The 13,529-nt window shown below is 39.3% G+C and carries 12 protein-coding genes; 7 read left to right on the top strand and 5 right to left on the bottom strand.

Going from position 1 to position 13,529, the window contains the following annotated elements:
- Positions 1 to 210 precede the first annotated feature (210 nt).
- Complete coding sequence (gene htpG / locus ABTV71_RS14715) at positions 211 to 2,100, bottom strand: molecular chaperone HtpG (protein ID WP_433900044.1); 1,890 nt, start codon at positions 2,098 to 2,100, stop codon at positions 211 to 213.
- Between the two features lie 254 nt (positions 2,101 to 2,354).
- Positions 2,355 to 2,918, bottom strand: coding sequence for a YqgE/AlgH family protein (locus tag ABTV71_RS14710; RefSeq protein ID WP_433900043.1), 564 nt, complete (start codon positions 2,916 to 2,918; stop codon positions 2,355 to 2,357).
- Positions 2,919 to 3,072: 154 nt separating this feature from the next.
- Here ABTV71_RS14710 and pdxH point away from each other — a divergent pair, with 154 nt between their 5' ends.
- From pdxH to ruvB, 5 genes are all read left to right on the top strand, one after another.
- Positions 3,073 to 3,726 (top strand): pyridoxamine 5'-phosphate oxidase, encoded by a 654-nt coding sequence (pdxH, locus tag ABTV71_RS14705; RefSeq protein WP_433900042.1) that lies wholly within the window; start codon positions 3,073 to 3,075, stop codon positions 3,724 to 3,726.
- 1 nt (position 3,727) lies between these two features.
- A complete protein-coding gene (locus ABTV71_RS14700) occupies positions 3,728 to 4,216 on the top strand; it encodes an NADH-quinone oxidoreductase subunit C (protein WP_121127425.1) in 489 nt (162 codons plus the stop codon).
- Positions 4,217 to 4,251: 35 nt separating this feature from the next.
- Positions 4,252 to 5,418: an NADH-quinone oxidoreductase subunit D gene (locus ABTV71_RS14695; RefSeq protein ID WP_245971505.1), complete on the top strand. Its 1,167-nt coding sequence runs from the start codon at positions 4,252 to 4,254 to the stop codon at positions 5,416 to 5,418.
- A gap of 349 nt (positions 5,419 to 5,767) precedes the next feature.
- Positions 5,768 to 6,505, top strand: coding sequence for a polyprenol monophosphomannose synthase (locus ABTV71_RS14690; protein ID WP_121127427.1), 738 nt, complete (start codon positions 5,768 to 5,770; stop codon positions 6,503 to 6,505).
- 12 nt (positions 6,506 to 6,517) lie between these two features.
- Complete coding sequence (gene ruvB, locus ABTV71_RS14685) at positions 6,518 to 7,540, top strand: Holliday junction branch migration DNA helicase RuvB (protein WP_121127428.1); 1,023 nt, start codon at positions 6,518 to 6,520, stop codon at positions 7,538 to 7,540.
- Between the two features lie 27 nt (positions 7,541 to 7,567).
- Here ruvB and ABTV71_RS14680 read toward each other — a convergent pair whose 3' ends face one another.
- The 3 genes from ABTV71_RS14680 to ABTV71_RS14670 all read right to left on the bottom strand — a co-directional run bounded on the left by ABTV71_RS14680 (position 7,568) and on the right by ABTV71_RS14670 (position 12,116).
- Positions 7,568 to 8,107 (bottom strand): hypothetical protein, encoded by a 540-nt coding sequence (locus ABTV71_RS14680; RefSeq protein WP_121127429.1) that lies wholly within the window; start codon positions 8,105 to 8,107, stop codon positions 7,568 to 7,570.
- 8 nt (positions 8,108 to 8,115) lie between these two features.
- Positions 8,116 to 10,602, bottom strand: coding sequence for a S9 family peptidase (locus ABTV71_RS14675; protein ID WP_121127430.1), 2,487 nt, complete (start codon positions 10,600 to 10,602; stop codon positions 8,116 to 8,118).
- Positions 10,603 to 10,691: 89 nt separating this feature from the next.
- Positions 10,692 to 12,116 (bottom strand): ATP-dependent DNA helicase, encoded by a 1,425-nt coding sequence (locus tag ABTV71_RS14670; protein ID WP_121127431.1) that lies wholly within the window; start codon positions 12,114 to 12,116, stop codon positions 10,692 to 10,694.
- An 85-nt stretch (positions 12,117 to 12,201) separates the two neighbouring features.
- Between ABTV71_RS14670 and ABTV71_RS14665 the strand changes: the two genes are divergently transcribed.
- Both ABTV71_RS14665 and rsmD read left to right on the top strand, forming a co-directional pair.
- Positions 12,202 to 12,999, top strand: coding sequence for a DUF3822 family protein (locus tag ABTV71_RS14665; RefSeq protein WP_121127432.1), 798 nt, complete (start codon positions 12,202 to 12,204; stop codon positions 12,997 to 12,999).
- Positions 12,990 to 13,529 (top strand): 16S rRNA (guanine(966)-N(2))-methyltransferase RsmD, encoded by a 540-nt coding sequence (rsmD, locus tag ABTV71_RS14660; protein WP_121127433.1) that lies wholly within the window; start codon positions 12,990 to 12,992, stop codon positions 13,527 to 13,529. Before ABTV71_RS14665 ends, rsmD begins: the two co-directional genes overlap by 10 nt.

Below are 13,529 nucleotides of genomic sequence, written 5' to 3'. Positions count from 1 at the left end.
TCCAAATAATTAAATAAAAAAAAACAGCGATTTAGGGCAACTAGGTGAAGATTAGTTTATTAAATTTTAATAAAAAACGAATGCGATAGCCCACAGATGGAGGTTTGGTCCCTATCTTTATCATAATGCTTTTTTTTGTTGAATGTTAAAATAGAAAAGCGATTGCCCCGATAGGACAATCGCTTTTCTATTTTAACATTGTGAACTTAATTAGATCATCTCAACGCTTCTTTTTACGAAAGACGTCAAGTCGGCACCTGATAAAAGACCTCTTGACAAGAGTGCTAAATCAAAAGCTTGTTTCGCCAGTTTCGCACCTTCTTCGTCAGAAGCGGATAAAATCCGTTTGATCAAAGGGTGATTGCCATTAACCGTTACTTTGTAATTGTCCGGCAGTGAGCCATAAAAGTTCATACCACCACCAGTTTTGGCCATATCCTTCATACGGCGCATAAATTCATCGATAGTGACGGATACCGGCAAGTCCGCTTCACGGAGCGCATCCACTTCAACCTTCATATCTTGACGAGAAATCGCTTTTTCAAAAACCTCCAATGCTTTTTTGGACTCTTCTTCAGACAACGAAAGTTCTATTTTTTCATCTTTTTGAATAAGCTTGTCGATTACATCTGCATCTACACGTTTAAGCTGCACTTTTTCGCCACCCTTTTGTTCCAAATAAGAAGTAAAGTGCGTATCAAGCGGACCGTCGAGTACCAATACGTCATACCCCTTATTTAACGCTGTTTGGATAAAGCCATCTTGCTGAGCAGCATCATGTGTATAAAGATAAACGATATTACCATCTTTGTCGACTTGAATGTCTCTTACCTTTTCGTAATATTCTTTGATTGTAAAGCTCGCGTTGCCTGTATTTTTCAAAAGACAGAAATCACTCGCTTTTTCTGCAAACTTCTCATCACTTAGCATACCATATTTGATAAACAAACCGATATCGTTCCATTTTTCTTCAAAACCTTTACGATCAGTTTTGAATATTTCATTTAGTTTATCCGCAACTTTTTTGGTGATGTAACTATTGATCTTTTTGACATTACTATCAGCCTGCAAGAATGAGCGTGAGACATTCAATGGGATATCAGGTGAATCAATTACACCATGCAGTAACATTAGGAATTCTGGTACAATATCTTTTACTTCATCGGTAATGAATACCTGTCTAGAGTAAAGCTTGATTTTGTTGCGTTGGATTTCAAGCTCATTTTTCACCTTAGGGAAGTAAAGTATACCAGTCAAATTAAATGGATAGTCTACATTAAGGTGGATCCAAAACAATGGCTCATCCATCGAATAAGGATATAGTTCGCGATAGAAAGCTAAATAATCCTCATCTTTTAGTTCAGAAGGAGACTTTGTCCAGGCTGGATTTGTATTGTTGATAATATTATCAACTTCTACAGATTTATATTTTGGTTTGCCATCCTCATCTTCACCATCTGCCTCAGAACTTGTCTTGGTACCGAAACGGATCGGAACAGGAAGGAACTTTGCATATTTGTCCAAGATATCCTGCAGACGTGCCTGGCTTAAAAACTCGGTAGACTCATCATTGATATGTAAAATGATATCTGTACCGCGTGTCGTTCTAGTCCCTGTTGAAATTTCGTATGAGGTACTACCGTCACAGGTCCAGTGCGCTGGTTCAGCGCCATCTTGATAGGATAATGATTGAATTTCTACTGTATCTGCCACCATGAATGCCGAATAGAATCCTAATCCAAATCGGCCGATAATCTCGTTTGCATCGTTCGCTTCTTTGAATTTCTCCATAAATTCTGTTGCTCCCGAAAACGCAATCTGATTAATATATTTTTTGATTTCTTCGGCCGTCATACCGATACCACTGTCTGAAATTGTAATGGTCTTGGCCGCTTCATCAAACTTGACGTCTACGATTAACGCACCTATTTCGCCATTGTATTGTCCCAAAGACGCCAAACGCTTAATCTTTTGGGAAGCATCAACTGCATTAGATACCAGTTCGCGCAAGAAAATCTCATTATCTGAGTATAAGAATTTTTTGATTACGGGAAATATGTTCTCCGTGTGGATTGAAATACTACCTTTTTCTGGATTCATAATTTTGTATGTCGCTATTTAAATGTTATTATTTTGATGATCCATGCACAATCTGTGTTCCAAATACGGATAGTAGGACAGGATGGCAGAAAGTCATTCATTTTGTCATAAAGGTTCAATATTTCCTAGTAATGGAATATTTAAACTTATGTCAGGATAGCTTAGACAGAAAAAGTAAACCTGTACCCTAGGTGAACAAACAAATATTTGAGCCAACAAATCAAAAATCGGGTAGACCTCGATCACAGAATAGTTTAATTTAACTCCGGGCTCTGCGGAAAATTGGCGACATGTGCATATTTAGGTCCTAACCCAATAATTGCATCCTTCCAAAGCAGCTCACCGTTGCCTTCAAAGATAATATGATGAGGGTATTTATTTTGAACGGCCCAGCTATTCTCATAGATTTCCTTATCCAATTGACCGCTCGACCAGCCTGAATAGCCAATGAAAAATTTAATTTCATCCGTTTTAATCGCATGCTGCTGAATAGCGCTAATAAGCTTTTCTTCGTCACCGCCGAAGTAGAGATTTGGCGCAACTTCTTCACCACTTAATAAAAGATCGAAACGGTTATGCACAAAAAATAAACTTTCCTGTGCCACTGGTCCGCCAAGATAAATTGGAAAAGTACATGTCGGTATTGACTCCAATAATTGACCAATTTGAACATTTGTTTTATTATTCAAGACAAAGCCTAAACTTCCTTCACTATTATGGTCACAGAGCAGGATAACGGACCTCAAGAACCGAGGATCCAGCATAAACGGTTCTGAAATCAATAAGCTTCCTTTTTGTGGGTCTAATTCATTAAACATAGGATGTAAAATTAAATGTATGTCGAAACTAATCCATTTTTATCTAATCTATGCGAGATCTGTGCCAAAAAAAACGTTTTTGGCAATTTCTACTAAGTTTATAGAGAAAAAGCAATGATTTTAGTAAGTTTGTAAGAATATAAAATAGGTTTATATGTCCATTCAACATAAAGATATTGCAGCGATCAGAGAAGATTACGTTTTAGGTAACCTATCTGAATCGGATGTGGATTATGATCCCATCCTTCAGTTCAAAAAATGGTTTGATGAGGCCATTCACAGTGAGGTCATTGAGCCCAATGCAATGGTACTGTCTACTGTATCATCGCAGCATTTACCCTCTTCAAGGATTGTGTTATTAAAAGATATTGCAGACGGGGGCTTGGTATTCTTCACAAATTACGAAAGCCGAAAAGGGGAAGAAATGAAAACCAATCCACATGCTGCGCTCTTGTTTTTCTGGCCCGAATTGCAACGACAAATCCGCGTTGAAGGGGGCATTGAATTTGTCAATGGATCCAATTCGGATGAGTATTTTCAATCACGCCCCAAAGCAAGTCGCATAGGCGCTTTGGCATCGCCGCAGAGCCGGGAAATTCCAAACAGAGATTTTTTAGAAATCAGAGTAGAAGAGCTTCAGAAGCAATATACCGATGATGTACCTGTTCCTCGTCCAGCGCACTGGGGCGGCTATATCTTAAAACCCATTTATTTTGAATTTTGGCAGGGCCGTGCAAGTCGTCTTCATGACCGTATTGTCTATAAAAAAATATCAGATTCTTGGAAAATTACGCGTCTAGCCCCATAATATGACATTTGAAGAAATTAAATCAACACTAGTTTCCGCATTGGGCGCCTCCATCATACGGAAAGAAGAGGTCACTGGCTTACAACCGGCGTTGTTTATCGACGCAGAAAATCTACTTCCTGTCTGTTCTTTTCTTCGAGATACAGAAGGACTTTATTTTGACTTTTTGAGCAACATAACTGCGGTAGATTACGAAGAGCACTTTACCATTGTATACCATCTTAATTCCCTACCTTATCAACATACCCTTGTTTTGAAAGTGGAATTGGAGACGAACCGGTCTTTGGACGAACTACCAGAGATCGTATCAATAACATCCGTTTGGCGTACAGCAGATTGGCATGAAAGAGAAGCATTTGATCTGATGGGAATTTATTTTTCAGGGCACCCTGACCTGCGGCGAATCCTTTTGCCCGATGATTGGGAAGGGCACCCTTTACGTAAAGATTATCAGGATGCTGAAAAGTATCATGGTATTAACATTAATTAATCCCTATGGCGAATCCAAAATATAGCGAAGCATTAATGCGCTATGAAAGACATTTAACGGAGATCTCGACCCAAGAAATGGTATTAAACATGGGACCGCAACACCCCTCAACTCACGGAGTGTTACGCTTGCAACTGATTACCGATGGCGAAATTGTGAAAGAGGTCGTTCCACATTTGGGGTATCTGCACCGATGTTTCGATAAACATGCAGAATCATTAAATTATGGTAAAACAATTCCTTTCACCGATCGCTTAGATTATCTGGCATCCATGAACAATAGCCATGCATTTGTCATGGGTGTAGAACGTATGCTGGGTTTGGATAGTAAGATCCCCAAAAGGGTAGAATATATCCGTGTATTAGTCTGTGAACTTAATCGCATTGCATCACATCTTATTGCTATCGGCACATACGGTATTGATATCGGTGCCACAACTCCTTTTCTATGGTGCTTTAGAGATCGTGAGCATATCATGAACATGTTGGAATGGGTATCCGGTTCTCGCATGTTATATAACTATATATGGGTAGGCGGGCTTTTCTACGATTTGCCCGTTGGTTTTGAAACACGTTGTTCCGAATTTATACGTTATTTTAAGCCAAAGCTAGTGGAGCTTGATGAGATATTAACGCAGAATCAGATATTTATATCGCGAACAGCTAATATTGGCATCTTACCAGCTGAGGTTGCGATTAATTACGGTGTCTCTGGCCCTATGCTACGAGCCTCAGGTATTAAATGGGATTTGAGACGGATTGATGGATATTCCGTTTATCCGGAAATAGACTTTGAGGTCCCGGTAGGACAAGGAGTCATGGGTAGTATTGGAGATTGCTGGGACCGCTATAAGGTTAGGGTAGATGAAGTACGCGAATCTGTACGCATCGTTGAACAATGCCTTGAACGTTTAGAGAAAGACTTTAAGCGTACAGCGGATTTTGATCCACGTGCGTTGGTGCCCAAAAAAGTAAATTTGAAAGCGCAAGATTACTATGTGCGTGCGGAGAACCCGAAAGGAGAGCTTGGTTTTTATTTTGTAACGAAAGAAAAATCTGATATTCCCTTAAGAGTGAAATCAAGAGGACCAAGTTTCAACAATCTTTCTGTCATTTCCGAATTGGGAAAAGGGGTTTTAATTGCCGACCTTATTGCCATACTTGGGTCAATCGATATCGTGCTGGGCGAAGTTGATCGATAAAATTGCAGTATTATGCATATTATCAAATAGTTTTGATAAAAACTAAGACACTGTATTGAAAATGTTGCATAAAAACGCATTAAAATTTGCATATATAAGCAATATTCACCATATTTGCAGTCTCATAATTTAAGTTTATAATTGGTTAATGAAAGCTCGTTACTCCCATAGTAGCGGGCTTTTCTTTTTATCAATCATATTGTTTTAGAGGGGCAGATACTTTGCTTATTAAAAGCAGAGGACATCAAACACATTCCTTCAAAATAACCTTTTTGTACAGATTTCATCAAAATTCTTAGTAGAGAATTTGGCTTAAATTGTTACCTTTACTGGTCTTAAATAAAAGAAAGTGGCGGAGAGTTTAGTTATTATTCCAACATATAATGAAAAGGAAAATATTGAAAAAATCATTCGTAAAGTTTTTTCCTTATCACATGCATTTGATATTCTGATTGTTGATGACGGATCGCCTGATGGAACGGCGGATATCGTAAAGCGTTTGCAATTAAATGAGTTTCAAGACCGTTTATTTATAGAAGAACGGAAAGGGAAACTAGGCTTGGGAACAGCGTATATCCACGGATTTAAATGGGGGCTCGCAAGGGAACATTATCAGTACATCTTTGAAATGGATGCGGATTTCAGCCACAATCCTGAAGATCTAGTCCGATTGAGACAAGCCTGCTTAGATGGTGCCGATATGAGTATCGGTTCCCGCTATATTAAAGGGGTAAATGTTGTCAACTGGCCTATGAGCAGGGTATTGATGTCATATTTTGCATCAGTATATGTACGTTTTATTACCGGAATTAAAATTCAAGATGCTACAGCTGGTTTTGTCTGTTTTACGCGGGAGGTGCTAAAGACCATTCCTTTGGACAGGATTAAATTTGTTGGCTATGCTTTCCAGATTGAGATGAAATTTACCGCCATTCAATATGGTTTTAATGTGGTAGAGGTGCCTATCATATTTACCGATAGAACCGAGGGCACATCTAAAATGAGTACAAGCATCTTCAAGGAAGCTTTTTTTGGCGTAATCCAGCTTAAACTGGGAAGTATCGGAAAAAGTTATAAGAGAAATTAATATTATTGGTCAATGAACGAGAATTTAGATCCAAATGCCGAACGTCTGAGCAATACCGATCGCGATATCGAACGGGCATTGCGCCCCCAGGCTTTTGAAGATTTTACGGGACAGGCAAAAATATTGGAAAATCTGAATATTTTTGTGAAAGCTGCACGATTGCGCGGAGAAGCGTTGGATCATGTATTGTTGCATGGGCCTCCGGGATTAGGTAAAACAACACTATCCCACATCATTGCCAATGAAATGGGAGTAGGAATAAAAATTACCTCCGGCCCGGTCTTGGATAAGCCCGGGGACCTTGCTGGGCTACTGACAAATCTGGAAGAGGGAGATGTGCTCTTTATCGATGAAATCCATCGTTTGAGTCCCTTGGTTGAAGAGTATCTCTATTCGGCAATGGAGGATTTCAAAATTGACATCATGCTGGAGACGGGACCAAATGCCCGCTCTGTTCAGATTTCATTGAATCCTTTTACCCTTATTGGTGCAACAACCCGATCAGGCTTACTGACAGCACCGCTACGCGCACGGTTTGGCATCAATTCACGCCTTCAATATTATGATGCAAAATTATTGACTACGATCGTACTTCGTTCTGCGCACATTCTGAATACACCAATTTCCGACGAAGGAGCGTACGAAATAGCACGCAGGAGTAGGGGAACCCCACGCATTGCAAATGCTTTGTTGCGTCGAACACGAGATTTTGCCCAGATTAAAGGAAATGGAAGTATCGATCAGGAAATAGCAAAATATGCACTTCATGCGCTTAATGTTGATGAAAATGGATTAGATGAAATGGATAATAAAATCTTGACCACAATTATAGATAAATTCAAAGGCGGCCCCGTTGGACTCAAAACTGTTGCCACTGCCGTAGGGGAAGATGAAGGCACGATAGAAGAGGTATATGAACCTTTTTTGATCCAGGAAGGTTATATCATGCGCACCTCCAGAGGACGTGAATGTACCGAAGCTGCATATAAGCATCTCGGCCGCACACATAATCCAAAAGGAAATACATTGTTTTAATTGCTAAGCTTGAAAATATCCTTCCAATCAGCGACTTTGAAGGATTCGTTTCGTGCGGCTTAACAATGCTGGACTAGGTTTTATCTTCTGAAAATAACTGATCTGAGCAAAAAGCTCCTCTTTTATCCAAGCATGTTTCTTGCTCAGATTATTTAATATATCCAAACAATTGACCAGAACAGCTACAGGGCATTGCTGCTCAATCAGCCATTGAAAAGCAAGTTCAATAAGCTCTTCTTCAGTCTTGTCATCAAGATGATAGCTTTTATTTTTCTTTGATGTCAAGTACATCAAAATTTTGCTATAACTCCTGAGGCAGCTCCAGTTTTTTTGTTTTTTCAAATTATCAAAGAATTGTGGCAACAATCCTTGAAGCAGGGCCGTATCCTTTAATACAATAGTTTCAAACACCCAGGCAGCACGAAAAGACAGTGTTTTATCTTTTTCCAGCGAAATGTTGAGCAAATCCTGAAGGCTAATATCGGCAAGCATATCCAAAGAAAAATCCGTTACCTCAAACGATCTTAAGGTAACGGACAAAAACTTTATTTTTTCATCATTGGTCATAAAACCTGTTATTTTAACGGCTTCTCTCGATTCATTTCAATCATATCGACTTCATTCATTTTGGAATCCCCCAAAAGGTGCTGACTAAAATAATCACCCATCTTCCAGAAGAAATACTCTGTCATATCGCCAAATCCATGTCTTTGTCCCGGCAAGAGCAGAAAGTCAAATCGTTTATTTGCTTTGATCAATGCATCGACCATCCGGATCGAATTTGCCGGATGCACGTTGTTGTCAATATCACCCGTTGCAATCAACAGTCGGCCTTTAAGATTCTTGGCTAATTCTGTATTCTTGCTGATCTGATAAGAAAACGTCGTATCACCTTTTGCTGAAACCTTTTCAGTTACACCATGATGACGTTCGCTCCACCAGCGGTTGTAGATCTGATTTTCATGGTTGCCCGCTCCCGACACGGCAACTTTAAAGAAGTCAGGATAAACAAGCATTGCCGCTGTCGACATAAAGCCACCTCCGGAGTGCCCCGTAATACCTACACGATTGATGTCAATAAACTTGTAACGGTCTGCGAGTTGCTCTGCTGTCACCTTTTTATCTTCCAATCCATAATCCCGCAGATTGCCGTAACCATAGGTATGGTACCATTGTGAGCGGGATGGATGTCCGCCCCGATTTCCTACAGTAACCACGATAAAGCCAAATTGAGCTAATCGGTCTATCCGGTCCATGCTCCGTCCAAAGGATTTATTGACAGCTTCTGTCTGTGGTCCCGGGTAGACATATTCTACGATAGGATAGGTTTTTGTACTATCAAAATCAAAAGGTTTGTACATAACACCATAGAGATCTGTGGTACCATCACCAGCCTTTACCTTAAACGGCTCAGGGAATTTATATCCTGCAGCGAATAACAGAGACAAATCGGCCTTTTCAAGCGTCATGATCTTCTGTCCATTGCTATTTAATAATATAGATTCGGGTGTTGTATTTACTCTTGAAGAATTGTTTACAAAATATTTGGACGATTCACTCATCTCGATCTGATGATCAAAATTTCCTGGATTCAGCAGTTTAATTCCGTTTCCGTTTAGATTGACACTATAATGGTGAAGGTAATAGGGATCCTCATTTTTCTCACGACCAGCGGCTGTAAAAAACAAGGTTTGGGTTGTTGGATCTAGCCCCGTAATTTCCTCACAATGAAAGCTTCCCTGAGTAATCTGATTCATAAATTTACCGTTGGTGTCATAGCGGTAGTAATGACCCCATCCGTCTCTTTCTGACCAATGAACCAATTGTTTCCCATTTTCAACCAATAATGGCTTTTGAACATCCAGATATACATTGGAGCGTTCCTGAATAATGGGGTTTACTGTACCGTTCACATTTACCTTTAAGAGATCTATTCTTTTTAAATCACGGCTGGAGCGGGAAATATAGAATTCTTCGTTATTACCCAGCCAGTAGTTAATGTAATAATCTTCTTTGTATGAATTTCTGTCTGGTGTTTTGGTCCAGTTGGAAATGGTCTGGTTTTTAAAAGCGGCGATATTTAACCTGCGCGGCACCTTTGTTGCTGCCTCAAAGATATAGAATTCAGTCTCGGTTGAATCAACCTCACCCGGCATCTGGTATTTATAAGTCTCAAGAGTAGGCCGAGAAGAACCTACATTATTGATCACCCATAAAGGTCGCAACGATCTATTATCTTTTCTTGTCAGCGTAAAATAACGACCATCCGGTGACCAGCTTATCCATACACGTTTGCGTTTCGTTTCATTGTCTTTATCCTTTTCGTCACCGGTCGTAGTACTATATTCGTCACCGCCCCAAGCGTAGTATTGTACACCGTCTTTTGTAATCTGGTGTTCAACAATGGTGCTATCTTTCTCATTCTTGACCGCTTTGAGATAATTGGTTTTATCCATCCAATACAGATTAAAGTCTTTGGCAAAATACACCGTATTAGTATCAGGGGAGAAGCTTGCCCAAGACAGGGGAGCTTTTACTTTCGTGGAATCACTAATTTCGGATACGATCTTTGACGCAAAATCATATTCTAAATAGAAGAGTTTCTTTTTCGTAGTATCGGCTTTATTTTTAAGTTTTTCGATTTCATCTTTGGATTTTACCGTATCCTTTGTGCTCTGAATCTGAAATCTGATCTTTTTTTCATCTTTCGTAAATTTCAAACCCTGTAATTCCAGATGTTGGGCATCCATAGGGTTTTTGACAATTTTAGTAATTTGGGCAGCTACATGCTCGCTATCAAAAAGAGCCTCTTTCTTTTTAAGCGCTGGATTGACGATATACCAATTTTTCCCTTGTGGGCTGGCATAATCATACCAAAAACGATCCGAAAAATTGATCCAGTTTGGCTTAATGGTCGTAGAGAAAATCATTTTTTTTAATTTCTCCGGCGAGAATTTGGCAGCCAGCTGATAATTCGGTTTTACCGGAGGCTCCTGAAGCTGTTGCGCAGAAGCAAAGTAAGGCAATAGACCGGCTGCAAAGATAAAATAGAACTTACGCATCAAATAAATATAGATAATTATGTAATCTTGGTTTTGATCGCTAAAATATTCATTATTACACAGCCAAAAGAATGTTTCATGTAATAATCCTATGATGGATAGAAGTTTTCATTAAAGTTTACCAAAAAAAGCTCCTGCGTGGCGCGGGTAACACCTGTATATAGCCAGCGAAGAAATTCAAGATCCAACATCTCATCATTGACATATCCCTGATCAACAAAAACAATGGGCCATTGTCCGCCTTGAGCTTTGTGACAAGTGATTGCGAAAGCAAATTTGATCTGTAATGCATTATAATAAGGATCTTTCTTAATAGCTTCAAGTCGATCCTTTTTATCCAGAATATCTGCGTAATCCATCCCGATTTCTTCGTATAGGTTTTTCTGGCTTTCATACGAAAGATTAGGTCCTTCTGTATAGAGACTGTCCAAAATAACGCGACAGGTGATGGGCTCTATTTCATCAATATCCATAAATTCCAGCGTAACATCAGCAAATCTATAACCGTGTTGTTCGTGGATATTACTCACTTTCCGGACTTTGGCCATATCGCCGTTTGCAATAAAACCATCACCCATATTGTTCTCTTGTAGCCAGAAGTAATTATTCTTCACGACCATGATATAATCCCCACCTGTTAGTTCTTCGTCTCTAAAAAGAATCCTGTTGCGGATATTCTGATTATATAGGTTTGCTGAACGGTTTGAACGGCATATGATCATGGTATTTTCTACGCCATATTTATCATAGGCATAGTTTATCCCCTCAATTAACCGTTCACCTGTCATTCTGTAAATATCTTTAAATCCTTTTGTTATGAATTTTGGAAATGGAAAGTCATGTTGTCCTTCTTCAGCCGATATGATCTCATTTCGTATTTTAGTCGCATTGTACAATATACCCGAATCCTGGGACTGCCGAACCACGGTAGTGAGTTCGTATGGATAGACACAGAGATGAAATTCATGCTCAAGAAAACCGGGACTTAATGCCGGACTGTCCAATAGACCAACAGGAGGCAATTGAGCAGTATCACCTACAAAAAGCAAGCTACAATTCTTGCCAGATTGTACATAACGAATCAGGTCATCTAAAAGACTTTTTGAAAACACATTGACAGCTTCGTTGGATATCATTGAAGCTTCGTCAATAATAAAAAGCGTATTCTCATGTAGATTTTCTGCAAGTGTAAAGTCCAATTGAAAAGAAATGGCGGACTTTTTCCGATAAATCTTCTTGTGAATGGTCAAAGCCTTTCTTCCCGAATAATAACTCATCACTTTAGCAGCCCTACCTGTCGGAGCCAAGAGTATTGCCCGTTTCTTCAATGCGGGCAGTACGTTGACCAATGCCGCAATTAATGTTGTTTTACCAGTACCAGCATAGCCTTTGAGTACAAAACAAGAATGCCTGTCGAAAGCAAGCAGAAACTCTTCCAATAACTCGAATGCTTCCAGCTGCTGCGCGGTTGGTTGCCAAGGAAATTGTTGTATGAGCAGATTTTTGATGAACACGCCCAAAGTTATTTAAAAGGTTTGTCTTATCCTCTAGAAAAAGCTACTTTTGCTTTAACAAGTTTTTATTTTTACAATTCAGCGAATGAATTATATTTCAAAACAATTTAACATTCATTACTTACCTGAGTATAACCTTTTGGTAAAAGCTGGCTTCCAAAAAGATGTGTTAGCGGTAGTCGATAAGAAGTCAGTGGCACCGATATTGATCGAATATCCTTCAGAGGAGCCAATTTTAGATGCAACAAGAATAATGAGTCTGCCGTTTCGATTCGTTCGGGTTGTGATCCCACACCAGAGTTTTACATTTATACCTAAAGAGGTTTTTCAGAAGGATAGTATTGCACAATACCTGCAATTTTTGGGCACTTCAGATCTTGAAAAAACATTCATATACTATTTAGATAACCTTGGTTTAGTAGCTTTATATCAGTTCGATAAACTTCTTTTAAATCGTTGGCGCAGATTATTTCCTGACGCCGTGATTCTTCCCGAATTTGCTGTTGTACTTGACCGTGCTCAGGAGCGCATATCCATTAGAGGAACTGCGTTGGGATTACACTTTGTAGCTGACAACATCGTTGACTTTTATCTATTCAAAAATGGTGGGTTTCAGCTTTATAATAGTTTTGAAATCCATAACCTTGATGATATAAGCTATTTCGTTTTGAATATATTGACACAGTTCAGTCTGGGTGATTCCATCGATAAGATCCTCCTTTCCGGTGAGGTTCCCGATGATTCTTATTATAAACGGATTGCATCCTATGCAGGCGACATCGAAGTCCTGGAGTTGAAAACAAAAGTAGTCCTGGCGGATCAAGAGATCGAAAGCAGCCTAACTCCGTACAACGTACTGTTTGATTCAATATTATGCGAATAATAGGAGGTAGAATAGGTGGTTTAAGGCTGAACCCACCGACCAATTTACCGGTCAGGCCAACTACAGATATTGCTAAAGAGGCGTTGTTTAATATTTTGCAGAATCGTCTGGAATTTGATGGACTAAATTGTCTTGATCTTTTCGCGGGGACTGGAAATATTAGTTTTGAACTAGCATCACGCGAAGTAAAACAGGTTGACTCCATTGATTTGCATTTTAAATGTGTGCAATATATTACCGAAACTGCAAAAAAAATGAAACTTGAACAGATCAAAGCCCGGAAAGCGGATGTCTTTAAGTTTATTAGCAGCTGTAAAAATACTTATGACCTAATTTTTGCGGATCCACCATACGATATTCCAAAACTGCCCCAATTACCAAAATTGATTTTCGAACACAATCTACTGAATAACAATGGCCTTCTTATTGTAGAACATCCCTCGACGAGGCAGATGGAGAACCACCCAAATTTTATAGAAACCAGAAAATACGGTTATTCGTCTTTTTCATTTTACTCAAATCCTTTATAA

It is taken from the genome of Sphingobacterium puteale, assembly GCF_050986225.1.
GTDB classification, from domain to species: Bacteria; Bacteroidota; Bacteroidia; order Sphingobacteriales; family Sphingobacteriaceae; genus Sphingobacterium; species Sphingobacterium puteale.
The sequence above is the reverse complement of the archived record's forward strand: the minus strand, read 5'-3'. Positions and strand labels throughout refer to the sequence as shown.

Excerpts from the sequence above, each read along its gene's own strand:
- htpG (WP_433900044.1), bottom strand. The coding sequence starts at position 2,100 with ATGAATCCAGAAAAAGGTAGTATTTCAATCCACACGGAGAACATATTT.
- ABTV71_RS14710 (WP_433900043.1), bottom strand. The coding sequence starts at position 2,918 with ATGTTTAATGAATTAGACCCACAAAAAGGAAGCTTATTGATTTCAGAA.
- pdxH (WP_433900042.1), top strand. The coding sequence starts at position 3,073 with ATGTCCATTCAACATAAAGATATTGCAGCGATCAGAGAAGATTACGTT.
- ABTV71_RS14700 (WP_121127425.1), top strand. The coding sequence starts at position 3,728 with ATGACATTTGAAGAAATTAAATCAACACTAGTTTCCGCATTGGGCGCC.
- ABTV71_RS14695 (WP_245971505.1), top strand. The coding sequence starts at position 4,252 with ATGCGCTATGAAAGACATTTAACGGAGATCTCGACCCAAGAAATGGTA.
- ruvB (WP_121127428.1), top strand. The coding sequence starts at position 6,518 with ATGAACGAGAATTTAGATCCAAATGCCGAACGTCTGAGCAATACCGAT.
- ABTV71_RS14680 (WP_121127429.1), bottom strand. The coding sequence starts at position 8,107 with ATGACCAATGATGAAAAAATAAAGTTTTTGTCCGTTACCTTAAGATCG.
- ABTV71_RS14675 (WP_121127430.1), bottom strand. The coding sequence starts at position 10,602 with ATGCGTAAGTTCTATTTTATCTTTGCAGCCGGTCTATTGCCTTACTTT.
- ABTV71_RS14665 (WP_121127432.1), top strand. The coding sequence starts at position 12,202 with ATGAATTATATTTCAAAACAATTTAACATTCATTACTTACCTGAGTAT.
- rsmD (WP_121127433.1), top strand. The coding sequence starts at position 12,990 with ATGCGAATAATAGGAGGTAGAATAGGTGGTTTAAGGCTGAACCCACCG.